This window comes from Brasilonema sennae CENA114, from assembly GCF_006968745.1.
Classification (GTDB): domain Bacteria; phylum Cyanobacteriota; class Cyanobacteriia; order Cyanobacteriales; family Nostocaceae; genus Brasilonema; species Brasilonema sennae.
Genome location: NZ_CP030118.1, coordinates 2,630,509 through 2,649,195, shown reverse-complemented (window position 1 = coordinate 2,649,195; position 18,687 = coordinate 2,630,509). Strand labels below are relative to the sequence as shown.

14 protein-coding genes are annotated in these 18,687 nt (G+C 42.7%); 6 read left to right on the top strand and 8 right to left on the bottom strand.

Annotated elements, in window-relative coordinates; genetic code table 11:
• Positions 1-140: 140 nt before the first annotated feature.
• Positions 141-935 (bottom strand): aminoglycoside adenylyltransferase domain-containing protein, encoded by a 795-nt coding sequence (locus tag DP114_RS11360; RefSeq protein WP_169265689.1) that lies wholly within the window; start codon positions 933-935, stop codon positions 141-143.
• Positions 936-1,312: 377 nt separating this feature from the next.
• On the opposite strand from DP114_RS11360, the gene DP114_RS11355 reads away from it, so the two are divergent.
• Positions 1,313-2,230: an isopenicillin N synthase family dioxygenase gene (locus DP114_RS11355; protein ID WP_171976121.1), complete on the top strand. Its 918-nt coding sequence runs from the start codon at positions 1,313-1,315 to the stop codon at positions 2,228-2,230.
• An 86-nt stretch (positions 2,231-2,316) separates the two neighbouring features.
• Here DP114_RS11355 and DP114_RS11350 read toward each other — a convergent pair whose 3' ends face one another.
• On the bottom strand, positions 2,317-3,645 hold the full coding sequence (locus DP114_RS11350; RefSeq protein ID WP_171976120.1) for an ATP-grasp domain-containing protein: 1,329 nt from the start codon (positions 3,643-3,645) through the stop codon (positions 2,317-2,319).
• A 147-nt stretch (positions 3,646-3,792) separates the two neighbouring features.
• Here DP114_RS11350 and ilvD point away from each other — a divergent pair, with 147 nt between their 5' ends.
• Complete coding sequence (ilvD, locus tag DP114_RS11345; RefSeq protein WP_318284463.1) at positions 3,793-5,718, top strand: dihydroxy-acid dehydratase; 1,926 nt, start codon at positions 3,793-3,795, stop codon at positions 5,716-5,718.
• Positions 5,719-6,164: 446 nt separating this feature from the next.
• On the opposite strand, the gene DP114_RS11340 is transcribed toward ilvD, so the two are convergent.
• Positions 6,165-7,544 carry an ATP-grasp domain-containing protein gene (locus tag DP114_RS11340; protein WP_171976119.1) on the bottom strand — a complete coding sequence of 460 codons (1,380 nt, stop codon included), beginning with the start codon at positions 7,542-7,544 and terminating at the stop codon, positions 6,165-6,167.
• A gap of 176 nt (positions 7,545-7,720) precedes the next feature.
• Positions 7,721-7,996 (bottom strand): O-methyltransferase, encoded by a 276-nt coding sequence (locus DP114_RS34875; RefSeq protein WP_246163114.1) that lies wholly within the window; start codon positions 7,994-7,996, stop codon positions 7,721-7,723.
• Between the two features lie 146 nt (positions 7,997-8,142).
• On the opposite strand from DP114_RS34875, the gene DP114_RS11330 reads away from it, so the two are divergent.
• Positions 8,143-8,517 (top strand): helix-turn-helix domain-containing protein, encoded by a 375-nt coding sequence (locus tag DP114_RS11330; protein WP_169265684.1) that lies wholly within the window; start codon positions 8,143-8,145, stop codon positions 8,515-8,517.
• Positions 8,518-9,558: 1,041 nt separating this feature from the next.
• Here DP114_RS11330 and DP114_RS11325 read toward each other — a convergent pair.
• Positions 9,559-11,481, bottom strand: a complete 1,923-nt coding sequence (locus tag DP114_RS11325) for an iron uptake porin (protein ID WP_171976118.1) — start codon at positions 11,479-11,481, stop codon at positions 9,559-9,561.
• 629 nt (positions 11,482-12,110) lie between these two features.
• Here DP114_RS11325 and DP114_RS11320 point away from each other — a divergent pair.
• The 3 genes from DP114_RS11320 (at position 12,111) to DP114_RS11310 (ending at position 15,214) form a co-directional block, all read left to right on the top strand.
• The gene (locus DP114_RS11320; protein ID WP_171976117.1) at positions 12,111-13,025 is read left to right on the top strand and encodes a hypothetical protein; all 915 of its coding nucleotides are present in this window, start codon (positions 12,111-12,113) and stop codon (positions 13,023-13,025) included.
• Between the two features lie 86 nt (positions 13,026-13,111).
• Complete coding sequence (locus DP114_RS11315) at positions 13,112-13,957, top strand: hypothetical protein (RefSeq protein WP_171976116.1); 846 nt, start codon at positions 13,112-13,114, stop codon at positions 13,955-13,957.
• 96 nt (positions 13,958-14,053) lie between these two features.
• Entirely contained in the window at positions 14,054-15,214 is a 1,161-nt protein-coding gene (locus DP114_RS11310; RefSeq protein ID WP_171976115.1) for an NAD(P)/FAD-dependent oxidoreductase, read from the top strand.
• Between the two features lie 83 nt (positions 15,215-15,297).
• On the opposite strand, the gene DP114_RS11305 is transcribed toward DP114_RS11310, so the two are convergent.
• The 3 genes from DP114_RS11305 to DP114_RS11295 form a co-directional block, all read right to left on the bottom strand.
• Positions 15,298-15,684, bottom strand: coding sequence for a hypothetical protein (locus DP114_RS11305; protein ID WP_169265679.1), 387 nt, complete (start codon positions 15,682-15,684; stop codon positions 15,298-15,300).
• A gap of 21 nt (positions 15,685-15,705) precedes the next feature.
• A complete protein-coding gene (locus DP114_RS11300) occupies positions 15,706-17,058 on the bottom strand; it encodes a S8 family serine peptidase (RefSeq protein WP_171976114.1) in 1,353 nt (450 codons plus the stop codon).
• A 524-nt stretch (positions 17,059-17,582) separates the two neighbouring features.
• Positions 17,583-18,326: a hypothetical protein gene (locus DP114_RS11295; protein ID WP_171976113.1), complete on the bottom strand. Its 744-nt coding sequence runs from the start codon at positions 18,324-18,326 to the stop codon at positions 17,583-17,585.
• Positions 18,327-18,687: the final 361 nt, after the last annotated feature.

Genomic DNA, 18,687 nt, shown 5'->3' with positions numbered 1-18,687 from the left:
TTTTCCCTTTATAATTGAGTTTTAGTGCTTGAAAGTTCTAAAATTCAGCACCAAATTTTTGAAATTGTTCCGACACTAATAAAACTGGGAACTTCTATCTCTTAAAACCCAACCAATAACGCCCACTAGCCGTTTTCTTTTTAAGATGCCTGTTCGTTACATACATTAATTACATAGCGTAAGAAGCGTACTGCCTCAACAGCCCGACTCACTTTGCTGCGATAGGAGGAGCCGTGCCGAATTTCGCGGAGATTGATTGCTTCTTGGATAAGCTGATGCCACTTTGCTGGAAGATGCACCAATGCATATCGGCCAGCCTCCGTTTTTGAGGTGATATCATGCTCTCTTAAAGTGTAAAAGAGTCGCACAACGCCAAGCACAGCCCACTGAATACCACTATCCGTTAGTAAATATGCTACTTTACTTGGTGATCGTGTCCAACTCACCCAATAGCTGTTCAAATTTTCCTTCATCTTTATTTGCAACAGATTCCAATCTACTGCAAATGCAAGCATTTGTGATGGAAGTCCAATGATGGAAATGCCTCGATGTTTTAACACCCACCAGGTGACCAGGTTCACATCATGATAACCAGCAGAACGCAGGACGCGATCATGGTAGTAGGGATAGGGAGCAATTTCTTGTTGCGAGCGCCCAAGGTCTTCCCATTGCAAATAACTTCCTTCTAGTTTCCACTGTGGATAGATCAGTTCTAGCTCTTGATGGACGGCTTTTAGATTCTCTACCTCTTGTGCTGTAGCTCGTCGTGTGAGGATAGTAATGAAGTCAATGTCACTCAAGTGTGGGTTGAACGCACCAAGTGCAATAGATCCATGAATATAGCAAGCATCTATAAGATCAGGTAGTTCGGTTCGTAATGACAACAAATAATCAGCTAATATTGGACGAATACATTCTGGTATGCGAGTATCCATACTCCACTCCGTAAATTTTTGTTGTTCAAAGGCAGTAAAAATTAAAAGCCAATCATAGCAAGGTATGAGCGCAACTTGGCACTCCTACCGCAGCAACTCTTGCCATACCCCTTGTAGTAGATCTAGTGAGGAATGTGAGCATTTTCCCTACACCCGCAACCCGTGTGAGGCGATAACCGCGCATCATTCAATTTAAGCCGAATTGTTTCTGTAGTTGGTAACTCTTCGTCTTTACAACTAAATTTCTCTATTAGTTCTTCTGCCTCTACTTGTAGAATCTTCAGCGAATTTAATTCCTCCGCCAATCAATTCAAAATTTCAAATTCAAGATACTTATTAGTCATTATCAAATAACTAACAAAAAATAACAAAATATTATGGTTATGATTCCAGTCATTGATTTTCATCTCTTCACTAGTAGTGATGCAACAGACAGGCAAACTGTCGTTCAACAAATCTATCAAGCTTGCCATCAAATAGGATTCATGTACTTAAAAAATACAAACATATCAAATGACTTAATTCACCAAGTACTTAAACAAAGCAAAGACTTCTTCGATTTACCTTTAACAGTAAAGCAACAGTTAGCTTGGACGGATGAATTTAGCAATCAAGGTTACGTTGGTTTTGAAAGAGAACGCCTGAACCCCAACAACCCAGGAGACTTGAAAGAAGCGTTTAATATTGGGAAACAAAAGTTAACAGATATAGATGTCACAGATAAATTATCTTCTCCTGCAAAAAACCCTCATATTCTCAACTTTTACCAAGCTTGTACAGAACTTGCTAACAATGTGTTGCAAGCGATCGCTTTGGCTTTAAAATTACCAGAAGATTTTTTTGCCACAAACCATAACCAGCAAAATCATACTTTGCGGCTGCTGCACTATCCATCTTTATCCCAGCCACCCAAACTACGACAAGTTCGCGCTGGTGAACACTCCGACTATGGCAGTATTACCTTGTTATTTCAAGATGAAGTTGGGGGATTAGAAGTACGAACAGCATCAGGAAAGTGGATTGCAGCTGCACCAACTCCTGATACCATCGTCGTCAACACTGGCGATTTAATGGAACGCTGGACAAATCACGTGTTTTGCTCAACTAAGCATCGAGTGATGATTCAAAATGATGATACACTCAACCAGTCAAGATATTCTGTGGCATTTTTCTGTCATCCCAATGACGATACAGAAATTGTTTGTCTAGAAAGCTGTCAAAGGGACAAATCACCTATTTATCCTCCTATTCTTGCAGGAGAATATCTTTTAAGCCGTTTACAGGCAACTTATTAAACGGTTCTTGAATAAACCTACCACCTACAAAATGTCTACCTTGATCTTGGGTGAGGAAAACCAATGAATACCGGATTTCTTCGTTCTCACTCTATCAGCTCGCCCATATTAAAATCTATTCTTACCCAACCTTTGAGTCTTCGTAAATTGTCGAGAATCAGTAAGGGAATCTGCCAGTGATGTACGAGCAGAAAGGGTAAGGGATCACTTACCTCAAAAATTGCTTCTTTCCCCCGCAAAATGTTTCTTACCCAAGTTTGCAGTTGCTTAAACGATCTAATCTCATTCAGCCGCCAAACTTCGTGGTACAGCCAGTAGGTTGGCTTACTATCAGCAAGAGGCTGCAAAGATTCAGCCAGAGGTTCTTTACCAAGATAGGCATCCGCTACCCCTGGATGATTGTAAAACATAGTAATGGCGGAGTGAGTACGGGGGTTACACTCAATCGCGTAAACAGTTCCGTCTTCTGCCTCGATGAAGTCAAAGGAAAGTTGCCCGGTTTTTCCCAGTTCTTTGGTAAAGTGACTCGCCCATTGCATAATTTCTTGCTGATCAACGTTTTCGTAGTTGACTTGAAAGGCGGACGACTCACAGCAGCAGTACATTCTTGACTCTCCATCTCGCGCGGTAGTGTGAGTGCAGTATTCCTTTCCAGGGATGAATTCCTGCATAATCCACGGGTTTTCCTCACTGATAGGCAGACTCTTGACAAACGCTGCTGTTTCTGCTTGTGTATCGCAAGGTAGCTTGGTGAGATTCAAGCGACGTATTTGATCGTAGGGGATGCTTTTAATAATGTATTTGCGCTTCTCCTGAGAAAAGTCAAAGTTGATGACTTGTTCAGGATCGGTAATTTTGAAGGATTTGGGGACTGATAAACCGAACGATCGCGCTGTTTCGGCAAAGGCAAATTTGTCATCCAGGATCTTCGTGACATCAGCATCGAAGTGGAAAAACTCTACATCGTCTGGTAATGGTCGCTTGCCGTGATCGTAGTGGATGACAGAAAAAATGGCTACAGGGATAAAAAAGTCGATCTTTTCTTTTTTGGCGATCGCGTGTAGGGTTTCAACGTAGCCTTCTAAGTCTTTGCTTGGATCGGGAACGGTATAAAAGCCTGCAACAGAGTTAGAATATTTATTACCACTTGGCCAGAATTTCTCGATGTCAATTATAATCACCCGATGCCCAGCAGCATGAAATGAACGCGCTAGCTGAAGAGTTTTCGTCATTCTCGCGCCAGCGATCAAGATATTTTTGGAATTGGGGTTGACAACAATTGACTTGCCAAATGGTTGCTTGAGAAAGTTCCACAATAGCGAAGTCAAAACGACGATGCAGTTTAAGGGAAATGCGATCGCCAGTAATACAAGAGTGCCTAAGTTTTGGAAAACTACAAAAATCTGCTCCTTCATACTTATAATTGTGACATGATAGTGGAATCAGTGGTTGGTCACTTGGAAAAATCAAGCGGGACAAGCAGATGCAGTTCTGCCCTTGCTTCTTAGCTTTCCTAAACTCGCATATATGATCGTCAAGCCATCTCGAATTGGTAATAACACTTGCTCAAATCGAGAATCATCTTTGACGATGCGATTGAAAAGTCTAAACTATTAAAAACCCTTAGACGAATAGGATGTGCCATGCCGACCTATCGATCCAAAACCTCCACCCAGGGACGCAATATGGCGGGTGCCCGTGCGCTCTGGCGCGCCACCGGAATGCACACTGCGGATTTCGAGAAGCCAATCATTGCGGTCGCCAACTCTTTTACCCAATTCGTACCCGGCCACGTTCACCTGAAGGATCTAGGCCAATTGGTGTGCCGTGAGATTGAAGCTGCTGGTGGTGTAGCCAAGGAATTCAACACCATCGCAGTGGACGACGGCATCGCCATGGGGCATGACGGGATGCTCTACAGTCTGCCCTCGCGTGAGATCATTGCCGATTCGGTCGAGTACATGGTCAACGCCCATTGTGCCGATGCCCTGGTCTGCATTTCCAACTGTGACAAGATCACCCCTGGTATGTTGATGGCAGCCCTACGTCTCAACATTCCCGCAGTATTCGTCTCCGGCGGTCCTATGGAAGCCGGTAAGACAAAGCTGTCGGAACACAAACTGGACTTGGTGGACGCCATGGTGGTTGCTGCGGACGACAGTATCAGCGACGAGGTTGCCGAGGAATATGAGCGTTCCGCCTGCCCAACCTGTGGCTCCTGCTCTGGCATGTTCACCGCCAACTCCATGAACTGTCTCACCGAAGCGATTGGCCTTGCCTTGCCAGGTAACGGCACTGTGCTTGCAACCCATTTCGACCGTAAGGATCTGTTCCTCAACGCCGCGCGAACCATTGTCAGTATTACCCGTCGCTACTACGAGCAGGACGATGAATCGATACTGCCACGCTCCGTGGCCAGTTTCAAAGCGTTTGAAAATGCCATGATGCTGGACATCGCCATGGGCGGTTCAACCAACACCATTCTGCACTTACTAGCCGCCGCCCATGAAGCTGGTGTTGATTTCACCTTGACCGACATCGACCGCCTGTCGCGTAAGGTTCCACAATTTTGTAAGGTGGCACCTAATACACCCAAGTATCATATCGAGGATGTTCACCGTGCTGGCGGCATCCCCAGCATTCTCGGCGAACTTGATCGTGCCGGACTACTCCACACAGAGGTGCCGACGGTTCACAGTAAGACGCTCTTGGAAGCGCTCGATCACTGGGATGTCATGCGTACTGATGACGAAGCCGTCCACACCTTCTTCAAGGCAGGCCCTGCGGGTATTCCAACTCAGCAAGCTTTCAGTCAATCGACCCGTTGGCCCTCACTCGACCTGGATCGGGAAAACGGCTGTATCCGCAGCGTCCAAAACGCCTTTAGCACTCAGGGCGGACTTGCTGTGCTATATGGCAACCTGGCTGAGCGCGGTTGTATTGTTAAGACGGCAGGCGTAGACGAAAGCATTCATGTGTTTGAAGGTCGGGCGCGCATCTATGAAAGTCAGGATGCCGCTGTCAAAGGAATTCTCAGCGATGAAGTGAAATCCGGTGACGTGGTGATCATTCGCTATGAAGGTCCGCGTGGTGGACCTGGCATGCAGGAAATGCTCTATCCGACCAGTTACCTTAAATCCAAGGGTTTGGGTAAGACTTGTGCCTTATTCACCGACGGTCGCTTCTCAGGCGGTACTTCGGGCCTCTCGATTGGTCATGCCTCTCCGGAGGCGGCGGCGGGCGGTAATATTGCTCTGGTTCAAGATGGCGATCGCATCGTGATCGACATCCCCAATCGTACCATCAATGTGGATCTATCGGCGGAGGAATTAGCCAATCGTCGTGTTGCCATGGAAGCGAAGGGCAAAGATGCTTGGAAGCCGGAGCTACCCCGGCAACGTCGGGTGACTCCCGCGCTCAAGGCTTATGCACTGCTGGCGACGAGCCCGGATCAAGGCGCGGTACGAAACCTGGAAATGCTCGAGTAGAGAAATACAAAAGACAGAAAAACGGGGGTTGTGTCACTTGCAACAGGTCAATGGTAAGGTGGGAAAGCCTATCCTTGCCTCCCCACCCTATTTTGGATGTGAGTAAAATTTTTGCCATCAACCGAACATCAGCGATTTATAGCTACACCAGTTATAGCCATTTTCAGGTAATGGAACCACAAACTACGGTAAGTAGACAGAGAGTGATTGTTTGATTCAATGCCAGTATCTTATTCATTTGTGATCAAGCCAATAAGTAGCTATCATGAGCTGCGTACACCAGGACATATGAAAATTTCTCTTTTCTTCTGAGTTCTGAGTTTGGTAGCTGAGCCTTGTCGTTCGCGTAGCGTCTCCGGAGGAGATAGCTCTAAGTTCTATTTTCAAGTCAATCGTGATGAACTGCGTTCACTCCTTCCCTCCTTATTTTCAAGACAGGCTTACTATCACTTAGGGGTTGCAGAGGTAGAGGTTTTATATCTTACGTCTTCTCCAAACTGTATGAGTTTCCCGATGTTGAAATCAATCCTCACCCAAGTTCTTAGGGAGCGCAAACTATCAAGTAATAGTAAAGGAATGTGCCAGTGATGTACCATTAAGAACGGTAGTGGGTCGTTAACTTCAAAGATTGCATCCTTTCCTCGCCAAATATTTTTAAACCACATTTGCAACTGCTTTAACGATCTAATTTCATTAAGTCTCCAAAGTTCGTGATAAAGCCAATAAGTAGGTTTACTATCACTCAGGGGTTGGAGAGGTTCAGCTGGAGGCACTTTACTAAGATAGGCATCCGCAAAACCTGGATGGTTGTAATACATTGTAATCGCAGAGTGAGCGCGAGCGTTGCACTCGATCGCATAAATCGTCCCATCTTCCGCCTGAATGAAGTCAAAACAAAGTTGTCCAGTCAGTTGTAATTCTTTGACAAAATGACTCACCCACTCTTGAATTTGTGGGTGTTCAACGTTTTCGTAATTGACTTGAAAAGCAGATGATTCACAGCAGCAGTGTACTGTTAATTCACCGTTTCTCACTGTATCGTGAGTACAGTATTCTGTTCCGGGAATAAACTCTTGCAATATCCAAGGGTTATCTTTACTAATTGGCTTATTTTTAACAAAAAGCGCCATTTTTTCGGGAGAATCCATTGGTAGCTTAGTCAGATCTAAGCGTAAAACAGAGTCATAGACAATACTTTTGAGAATGTATTTGCGCTTTTCGTTAGAAAAGTCGAATTTAAGAACTTGTTCGGGATCTGTAATTAAGAAGGTTTTCGGGACAGATAGCGAGAGTGAGCGTGCTTTTTCTGCAAACGTAAACTTGTTATCCAGCATACTCATCGTATCAGCATCGAAGTGGAAATTCTCGCAATAGCCTGATAACACTGGCTTACCCTCGGAGTCGAAGTAGCTGGCAGCAAAAATGCCTACCGGGACAAAAAAGTCTATGTTTTCTTTTTTGGCGATCGCACGCACGGCTTGAGTATAAGCTTCTAAGTCTTCTTGCGAGTCAGGAACTGTGTAAAAGCCAGCCACAGAGTTGGAAAATCGATAACCACTGAACCAGTATTGGTCGAGATCAAATAAAATAACTCGATGCCCAGCAGCGTGAAATGATCGCGCCAGTTGAAGGGTTTTGGTCATTCTACCACCACCGATCAAGATATTTCTCGGATTCTCGTTCAAAACCACTTGTTTGCTGAACCGTCGGCTGAAAAAATTCCACAGCAGCGATGCGAGTACGACGGTGCAGTTAAAGGGAAATGCGATCGCCAGTAATGCAAGAGTGCCCAAGTTTCGGAAGATTGCAAAAATCTGCTCTCTCATAGTTGTAATTGTGACATGATAGTGGAACCAGTAGCTGGTGGCGAGTCAGAGGTTAAGCGGACAAACAGATGCGCTCCTTCCCTTGTTTAGACGACGATGCAGTTCAGAGGTTAAGCGGACAAACAGATGCGCTCCTTCCCTTGTTTAGACGACGATGCAGTTGAAGGGAAATGCGATCATCGCCTCCCCATTTTTGACTTGCTCCTGTGGTCGCAAGTAAACTTGCCCTGAAGCAACGTGTTGTCCACACAGATCAATCTGTTGGCAGACAACAAATTGTCGTCTATCAGTATTTTAAAGTACTGCACATATTCAGTTTTTTTAGCATCAATGGACACCAAGTCAAATGACTGCTCTGCTGCTGCTAGCTTGTAGAGTGTTTCTAATGCTGGTGCCAATTCTACACGAATTTTGCCACTGTGAGGGGCGTTAGCAAAACGTTGAACATTCAAGTAGCTCTTGAGCGGTTGTTGAAGAAACTTCTTGCAAAAGTCAAATTTATGAAAGTCAAACCACAGATAAGTAAGTAGGCGTGAAAAAACCAAACTATGTAAAGATAAGTAAATACGGAGAATGCATCTACCGAGGTGATTGAGATATGGGCGCTCGTTTAAGGGTATTTCTAACTCGTGAGGAAGATAAAACCCTGTTAAATCTGAGAACTGCGGATGTACCACACAAAGTCAAAGAACGAGCAGACGTAATCAGGTTAAATGCACACGGCGCTTATGTAGAAAAGATTGCTGCTCACTTTAACTGGGATACACAAACAGTTAGAGACGTTTTACACAAATGGAAAAAGCTTGGTATACAAGGACTTTGGGAATTGCCAGGTAGAGGTGGGAAATCGAAGTACAAGGAAGAGGACATAGTTTTTTTGGAAGAATGCCTTAAAAGGGAACCACGTACATATAACAGTCTTCAGTTAGCCCAAAAGTTAGAAAGCGATTGCCTACGGCAGAGCTACGCTTAACGCTCTATTAAATTGAGTCCCGACAGATTAAGACGGGTGCTTAAAAAAAGGGGATCATTTGGAAAAGAGGTTTGAAATTGTCATAAAGGGAAACAAGACCCAAAAATCAGAGAAATAAAGCAAGCAGACTTAGATATGCTGCAACTGGAGAAATAGACCTAAAGTATTTGGATGAATCAGGGTTTTGTGCATGGAGCGAACCTGGTTATACCTATTACCAACGAGGAGAGCAAAAGCGCCTAGAACAAACAACGCGTCGTGGTCGTAGATTAAGCATTATTGGGTTTCTTCAACCTTTAATCAGTTAAGCGTTAAGCGTTAAGCGCAATGCACTGCGCCGCCCTGAGCTTGTCGTAAGCGCAAGCGCAGTCCGTTCGCGAAGCGTGTCCGGAGGACACAGGACTCAGGGAGCTTGCGTTGCCCTGAGCTTTATCGTAAGCGCAAGCGCAGTCCGTTCGCGGAGCGTGTCCGGAGGACACAGGACTCAGGATGGAAGTGTTCCCTGCTATAAGTACAGATAAATTATTTGCGTACCGCTCATAAAAATCTGTACAAAGCTACTCACAAGTAGTCAAAAATAGACATTTACGTTTGTAGTCTTAGTCCAAAGTGCTAAAACTACAGGGATAAACGGCAATCCCACTATCCCATCCATAAAGTTTGGGATTACTTTACGAGCTATATTCAAGCTTCCATTTTAGTTACAGTTACTAACCCTTACGGCGAAGAAGCTAAAGGCATACAGAGCGCACAACTCAGAAGAAATTCTAATTATGAGTTGTGCGTTCTGAATTCCTGTGAAGTACCCCATCTTACCTATGCCTGACGGCAGGCTGCGCGAACGGTTGAAGATGGGGCTTCCCCCGTTTCCAACTAGCATAAGGACGGTCTTATTCGTGTTCAGGGCTTCCCGTTTCATCCGTCGTTGCCACGTTAGGTACACTCATTGTAGACTGTCAATCAAAGGGACATTGAGTCCCCTTGATTGAGGGCGCAACCTCGCCCACCGCACTCCTGTATGGGGAATTCCGTCCAAATGCGTTAAAAGGTGAAAGTGGTGCGGAGTACGCCTACAGTTGTTGTGTCATTTCTACTGTTGCCTTCGGGATTAAACAGGACAAATGCTCCTGGAGTAATGCTGATATTATCACTGACTTTAAAACGATAGTAAGCTTCTAAATGATAAGGAACCGCCCGCCGCTCACCAGCAGGAGTCAGTCTAGCATCACCATCTGCAGAAGTCCGATAAAGTGGCTGTCCAAAAAGAATCCCCGCATTGTTTCCTGGTTTGAATAAATCATTGAAGTGCAATCCCGCCATCCAACTTGTGAAGGTGGTAGAAGCATCAACACGACCCGAAGAATCATCAACAAACATTGCTGCACCGTAGCCAGATAAAGCAACTTTTGGAGATAAACGCCAAGTTACTGTACCGCCAAAAGAGTTTAGTTCAACTGGTGTTCCCAATGAAACACCAGCCAAAGCACCGAAATCACTACTGCTTAATCCTGTACCCAGGATGTTGATTTCGTGATAACTGTGGGCATAGTTGAAAGCAATATCCAGGGAACTACTTGGTCTAAAGGTTAATTGTGTCGCCACGATACTACTACCTCCAAACACACCTGCTCCCAAAGGTGTGTTAGAAACTCCCGGCAGACCCGGAACATCCGCAGCAGAAGTAGGAATATTGGCATTTGCGCTCGCATAAAAAGCTCTTACATCAAACTGCTTTGATATGTCAAAGATAAATCCTGCAGCCGATGCCAAACCAGTACCCGAAGTACCACCGGAGACACGCACCACGGGGTTCAAACCTGCAAAGCGAGAAATCGCTTCTTGTCCTTCACCATAAAAAGGTATGATGCTACCAAAGGCATCCGATGATTCCACTGCAGTTCCAGCAAACAAAGTTAATTTTTTAGCAATGGGAAAGATATAAACCAGCTTGTAAAGCTCAACGTCATTGCTACCAGTGCTCGACAAAGTTTTAGGATCGACGCCAGGAAATTGCGGTTCAAAACTGACACGAGCGCTACTGGCACTAAATCCTGACGGAGCTAATCCCAAAGATTCTTGAAGGCTACCGCGACCATCCAAACCACCTAAAAAGTTATGAGCTTGCAAACCAGTAATCAGTAAGTCTTTGCCTGTAAAACTGGTGTTGAGATTCAACCGCACTCTATTTGTCAGGATAATATTTGGATCATTCCTACCAGGAGCGCCTCCTGTAGCACCAATAGCTGCAATAATAGCTTCACCACTTAGTTTAGTTGTTGTGGAAAACTGATTTGCCTGCAACTCTGCTGTGCGAGCTTCTACAACATCTACCCGACCTCGCAGTGTCGCAAGTTCTGCTGTGAATTCTTGTTGCAGTCTCTGCAAGGTGGCTAAATCCTCTCTTTTTACCAAATCAGCAGTCGCTGTGGCAACAAGTTCGTTGACTCGATTGAGACAGGCATTTAAGCCAGCAGCAAATTCATAGCGAGTCATCGCGCGATTGCCTCGATAAGTACCATTCGGATACCCAGCAATACAACCGTAACGCTCAACCAGGGATTGCAGTGCTTGAAACGCCCAGTCCGTAGGCTGTACATCAGATAATTGGGATACGGATGTCACTTGTGCTATCACATTTGATGCGGGGACTCGATTTGGAAATTTTGCAGTTAGCCCTAAATTGTTGCTTTCCTGCTTCTGATTCAAAGCAAATGAGTTTTGTTGTTTGCTATCCGCAGATACAATGAATTTTTCCTGAATCTGACTACGTTTTTTTATAGAATGAATCTTACTTTTAACTTCAATGAAAGTACTGTTATTATCTGGTAATTGTTCCGCTGCATCATTGATTATATATGTGTTATTAGCAATATCTGGATTCGGTATTACTTGTGCAGATAATGGTCTAGCAATTAAACATAGAAAGCTGGCTCCGCTAACAGAAGCTAGTAAAAATCTTCTCATGGCAACCCCCACACACTTAAATAGAGAAATTTAGACTGCGATATGGAAAAATAAAGATTAAATAAAATCAAGGCAAACTTTGCAACACTATGTTACTTGCCTCGCTTTCATGAATCCTTATGAAAAGAGTCTTCTTTAGTGAACTTGCTAACTACTTTATGAGTAATTACCGCAAGTGCTTAATTATGATAAATCTATTTAGAGCAATAATGCAAATAAGCTGTTATTCGTAATTTCTATAGTAATCATTTCACCAAGTATTGCTTTATTTATCACAGTCTCATGTTTTGTCTTACAAAATACAAAAGATGACAACACCTGCTTATGACAAAACTTTACTGTATATTTGCGGTATTTTTTTGAGTTAAATTGTAAATTTTTATTAAGCGTTGATAAATTTTTGGTCAAAAATTCTAGTAATTTTACTCTAATCATAGTACAAAATATCACTTATGCTTCATGCACAGGGATCGGGTGAATATCTTTTTATCATTTTTTGATACATAGATAGATTTTATGTAGCTTTCGTAAAAGTAGCCTGAGAATTACGGAATCGCGATCGCTCCTTTTGTATCTCTTATCAAGAGTCTCGCAACACAGAGAAGCAAACTAAATATTAAGAGGATTTTATGAAGCAATATCTGAGATTTGCCAAGCGGTTTAGGCTACTGTTTACCCCCTTGGTAGCGACTTCTGTGCTTTTCACCTCACCCTGTCAAGCTGCTACTTTTGCTTTTTCTGATGGAGAATTAAGTTTGACAGATTTCAATGGAATTCTTTCCACAGAATTTAACAGCCGCAATCATGGTGAGACTGAAGGTCTTGCTATGGGTAAGAACAGTTTTGTAAGCTTGGAAAATTATCTAACCGTAGAAACGTCAAATTCTCCACTAAGAGCATTTACTGATGTTGCTAGTACAGTGAGTGGTGAAGGTATAAACTACACAGGACTTGTACAAAGTGATTCGGAAATTGTTGCTAATTTTGATATAGATGCTGGTAAAACCTTTTCTTTCAATTTCTCCTCTTTTCTAAATCTAGGGACACAAATAGATGCATCTCCAGTAGAAAATGCTCAAGCAAAAGGGGATATTGCCTTTTATCTGTTCGATACTTCAGACATACCAGAAGAAACTCTTTCTGATCTTCTTATTGATTTATTAGACAATCCAGACAGCATCAATAAAAGTCCGCTTTCTTTCTTTTCTCTTGTTGGAAATATCAATACTCTTGGAAATGATTATCTAAACTATCAGAATAGTTCAGATATTACTTTAACCGAAAATTATAAAAAAACTGATGTTGAAGGAAATGAAGAACACACTTTAGTTGAGTATGAGGGCTTTTTCCAACGCTATTTTGAAAAACAAGCAAATCTTACTTTGATTGTGACTAGGAGAAGTCAGGCAAGAGTGACAGCACCTGAACCTTCAACGAGTTTAGCTTTACTATTATTTTTGGGATTACTAGCTATAGTTCATAAAGGTAGATCGCGAGCAAAAAAATTAAAGGACTCTTCTGGAATAATAGTGGTTAAATTGTAGATATAAATGACGTCAAGATCTATACTAAAAATTTGCAAAGAGGTTTTTTCATGGCTACTCCAAACACAATTACTTCTGAACCCTCCGTGTCACCTACTCAGGCGGCGACTTCTGCTCTTTCTTATGGAGATTTCTTTTTAACAAACTTGAGTCAAAGCTTTTCCACTGTCAATAGTAATAATCAGGCTGATACCTCAGCTCATGCGGATGGTGGTACAGCGACTGTTTACAATAATGCAGTCGTAGAAACTGACGATACAGTAGTATCGACTTTTGCAACTAGTTCAGCTTCGGGTGAAAATAGAGATTATTTTGGATTCGCAGAAACTAATGCAACTATTGTTGGTAATTTCTTGATAAACGCAGGAAATACTTTCTCTTTCAATTTTACATCTGCCTTAGATTTAGAAACCTTAATAAATGCTTCACAAAATATAGAGAATGTTAGCGTTATTAGAGAAGTTTCCTTCTTTTTATATGATACTTCTGATATACCGAAACAAACTCTTCCAGACTATCTTGCCAATTTATTATCCAACCCAGATAGTATTGGAAAAAAACCTTTAGTGTTCTTTTCTCTATCTGCAAGTTTAAACACGTCCGGGAATGATAACTTTTTGACAAGCAAGAAAAACGAAAATGTGACAATCACCTCTGAATTGAAAGATTCTAATTTTGCCGGAAGTCAAAAATTTGCTAGTACTTTTGTTCGTGGTTCTGTAAAACGCTCTTTTAAGAATCAAGCAAATATCACTTTAATAGTTTTCAGAAAAGGTCAAGCCAGAGTCGCCGCACCTGAACCTTCACCTACCTTAACTTTAAGCTCAACGAAGCCTAAGTTACTGAGCGTTCCTACCCAAGCAAGACGTCAAAATGCGACTTCAAATCGTTCTTCAGATAGAAAGACTATGAAGGTGAGTGTTGGCAAATAATTGCGATAGCATAATAATCTCATAATTAAATTGGTTGGAGTTGGAGTACCACTAAACACAGAGAATATCTTTTAAGGCTCTTAATAAAAATATTCAATGAAAACCTACGACTGGATTGTTGTTGGTGCTGGTATTACGGGTGCTGCACTCGCCTACGAACTGGTAAATAAAGGCTGCAAAGTGCTTTTACTAGAACAGTATGCAACACCACACAATGCAACTCGTTATAGTTATGGTGGTTTAGCTTTTTGGTCTGGTACCACTCCACTCACTCGCCAATTGTGCGACGAAGGTATCGCACGTCACCGCATTCTGTCACAAGAGTTGGACGCTGATACTGAGTTCCGCGAACTAGATTTATTGTTGACGATTTCTGCCGATACAGATCCAGCAAGCGCAGCGGCGTCCTATACTCGTTTTGCGATCCCTCCCAAATTGCTTAGTTTGAAGGAAGCCTGTGAATTAGAACCTCTGTTGAATCAGGAGGCTATAGCGGCTGCTTTAACTGTCAAACACGGTCACATCCATCCTGGAAAAAGCACCCAAGCTTACATTAACGCCTTTTTGCGTGCAGGCGGTGAAATGGCGATTACCCAAGTTGTGAAAATACTGCCAAAAGCAGTGACAACAACAAAAGAAACATACAACACTGCTAATACAGTAGTGTGTGCTGGTGGATTGAGCCGACAGATCCTCAAATCATCAGGCATTTCTATCAAGCTATATTTCACTCACGCAGAAATGATTGAAACTCCGCCTGTAGATATACAACTGCGTACCATAGTCATGCCAGTAAATCTAAAAAGATTCCAATTAGAAGCAGATTCCACTAAAAATGACGAATTGTGGAATGAATCAGGTCTTGAGCTAGTACCACCTATCTTAGATGCAGGCGCAGTTCAATTTCGAGATGGTAGTATTCGCCTTGGTCAAATCAGCCGCGCCATCACAGATCCTCACACCAATGTTGACTCCAAGCAAAGCGAAGCTGAGTTAAGAGCAAGCATCGGAAAAACTTTGCCAAAATTAAACAAATTACCGGGAACTTGGCATAATTGTTTGGTGTCATTCAGTAATGATGCACTTCCCTTGATTGGCCTCATCCCAGAGCACGAAAGTGTTCACGTTTTTTCTGGTTTTAGCAATCCCCTTGTGATTGTGCCTCCTCTGGCACAACGTTTTGCTAATTGGGTTTTTGGAATGAAAGACGAAATTATTACCAAATTCTCCCCTGCTCGCTTTCAAAACTTGTCCTAGGGCTTATAATAAAAACTAATGCTTAAGCCACTTGCTACAAGTACTCAGCAAAACAGGAATTCCTTTTTATAACACTCACAACCTTAAATGTAGAATCTGTTGGTAGTGTTTGCTGGGATAAGATCCTGTTCCTCTACCACGGCTTTGACTGCATCAGACGCAGCAAGAGCTTCGACACCAGCCGCAGAAATTTCAACAGGAATTGTCCCTAAAACATCAGGACTTTCGGCTAACTGTGTGCCTCCAAAGTCCTGTATAATTTTCCGTATGTAATCTAGAGCTTGCTTGGCTGAGTTGCGTATCCCTTCCATCGCTGCTTTGCGTTCAGCACGTGACTGCCGCAAGCTTATCGGCTTATCTAAATTTTCTAGCTTTAAAAATACAATAACGCTAACCTTCTGTTGAGGCGCTAGATTATTTAGCCGACATGCAAACTCAGAACTAATCTTGTTTTTGCCATTATGATACATGATGCACTTCCCTGATAGTCCTCAACTAAGAGCACTCAAAGCTTCCCAAGGTTGGAGTAAACCCCAACCCCACCTATTGTCAGGACGACGACCTGATCCCCCTGGATGTTTTGCCGTTTCCTTGAGTACATTCATGATATCTGTTACAGTTGCTGTTGGCTTAGCTGCCATCAGTAAAGCCGCAACGCCTGCAACATGGGGAGTTGCCATAGAAGTGCCATCCATATAGTTGTATTCGTAGGTTCCGTGAGGTGTTCTCGTCGGCGGTATGCAGGAGTAGATTTGAGCACCTGGGGCAACAACATCTGGCTTTGTTACCAAAACGTTTGGAGCGTCTCCTGGAAACACCAGACTCGCTCCGCTACTAAAGAATGCGACATCAACCTTGTCTAATGGCAGTTTTTCTATTGCACCCACACTGAAGGCATTATAAGCATTGCCAGGTGAGCTAGTGTTACCGTGGTTTTCGTTGCCGATCGCGACTACAGGTAAAATACCATACTGCATCACCAATATGTCAAGTACCTCAGCAAACAAAGGTTCGTAGTAACTTAAACCAAGGGACATGTTGATAATATCAGCCCCTTTTTCGATCGCCCAAGAAATACCTTCCAATAAGGTTCGTAAAGTCGTATCTCCGATCAGAACACCACCAACTAGCAAATTAGCTTGCGGCGCAACGCCAATAGAGAGACCTTTTGGGGTTTTACCTCCAGCGATCGTCCCACAAACATGAGTCCCATGCTGTCCAGAGTCAAAAGCTGGGTTGGCATTAATCCGCCGACCAAGTGGATCAATGACCACAAACTCTTTGACTCGTTTTTCGAGTGCTGGATGGGCAGCATACACCCCTGTATCTAGTACCGCCACATTGATGTTCTCGCCGGTGGTTGTCTCCCATAATTTAGGAATTTCAAGCTGTTTTAATCCCCAAGTGACGTTATCTTTGTTTTCCTCGGTGAATAACTCAGAATACTCGACTTTCCGGGGTTGGATGAGATGAATTTTTTGATTTGGCAGAATAGCAACCACATTAGGTTGTTCCACCAGGGCTTCTAGCGTCTTGGCAGTCACTTCAACTGTCGCCATTGGCATTGCGCCAGAACCGATAGTAGAAACCTCTAGAGGTTCATTTTGATATCCCATGTCTTGACTTGCTTCGTGGTACTCATCAAAAAGCTTTGCCGCTGCTTGATTAGCAGCCCGCTTTTGAACCTCAACCAACCTATTTTTTAGTTCACGCAAACGACCTCGTGGCGGCAAACCTTCAACTGGTGGCGCTTTGTAGATCACAATCGCATCGCGCTTGTCATCTTGCCCCATCTCGGCAAGAAATGGCTCGAAAGCTGGCGATATCTTATTTTCTGGATTCATTGCGATCTACCTCTTCTTCAATTTATTTTCATCGGCTTAGTTTTTTACCATAGTGTGATTGCGGAATTTTGACTCTATCTTCTGTATTGTTTTTTCACAAATTTTTTCCCGGCTCAGGTATACTGGCAGGAAAAAATGTGCAAACTCTCTGCCAATAGAGCTCCGCTTTGCCAAAAAGCCACTATGGAGATGGACGAAATTCTCGTCCATGTGTCTCTCACCTGCTTATAAAAATAGCAAAAATTTAAATATTATGAACTTTTGACAATTTTTTTCCGATTTGTGTCGAAAATGTGTTATTCATTAACTAATTAATTTTGCTCTCCGAAAATCAAGTTTTTAAATATATTTATAAATTTTCAGTATAAAAGTGTTGAGGGTATGCCCCGGCAGCGCTGCCTCACCCCACCCTGTCGCTACTCAGTTTTACTTGGGGTTTAAATCTTCAAATTGAAAATATCTTTCATTTGAAATTTTGTAGAGTGCAAGCAAGCAGTCCATTTTGAATTGTTATTTGCCACCCTTTATTTGATATAGTGCTGCATTTGTGCTTCTGTATCAATTTTTTCTGAAGCCAAAAGCTCTGTGGCTTCTTGTAAAAGGTGATTTTGTTCTTGTTGAATTTCCTCTAGTCGAGTAGAAATCTCTACCAATCTTTGTTGCTTATCTTTGTGAATTTGTGGAGAGATTGTAGGTAGTACAGTTGGTATAATATCAGTGGTTTTCCTATCGCTCAGTTGCTTAAAGGCCAAGTTACCAAGTTTGGTAAATGATACAAAGCTGAGCTTTGCAAGAGCTTGGAGTAATTTCAAAGGAACTTGCAAAACTGATAAACTGGCTGACTCAACGATACGACCAATTGCTTTGATCACGCTCCAAGTAACAGCAAGGGCAAAAAGCAGAACCACTAAACTGATGATTGGGTGGTTAGCCGCCCAACCAAGAATTTGAACCAGCCGCAAAAGTGTAGGATGTTGCTCAAACCAATCACTCATAGCAGAAGAAATAGCTGTTTGAACAGCCACCGTTGTTGTATTTTTGACTTGCTCTGCTGATTGGAATGTTTGTTCAACAGAAACTTTAGCTTGCTCAAGGGTTGTCGTCACTGTATCAACAGTGCGATTAGTTGCTTGAGATGCTCTTTGCTGCCAAGACTCGCCAATCTCTTGTGCTGATGTCGTTAAAGAGTTAACGCTGTGGTTAAGAAAATCTTTCGTCTGGTGAAAGCCTAGACTGATATCTTTATAGAGTTCGACTAGAAGTGTCATAGAGTATTTCACAACGGACACTGAAAGCAAGATGATGAATTGATGAACTTGATTCTATGTAAGCAAAAATTTATCCGGTTCATTGTAAACTTTAGGGGATAATGTGTTCTATCCCTAGATAGAAGTGCATTGATAATAGCTGTTTGTCTTTGTACTTAATCTTTACTCGTAAGATTATTGTCACAGTCTCGTGAAATCATTGAGTAGTCTCAAGAATTAGTGCAGTATATCTTTAAACAGATTGAATTCTCTACTGAGACAAAAAAATTACAATTCTTTTTTTAATGATAATGAATTATCATTCCTAGGTTAGAAGCTAAGAACAAGTACTATTTGTTACAAATTAAGAAGAGATGATTTG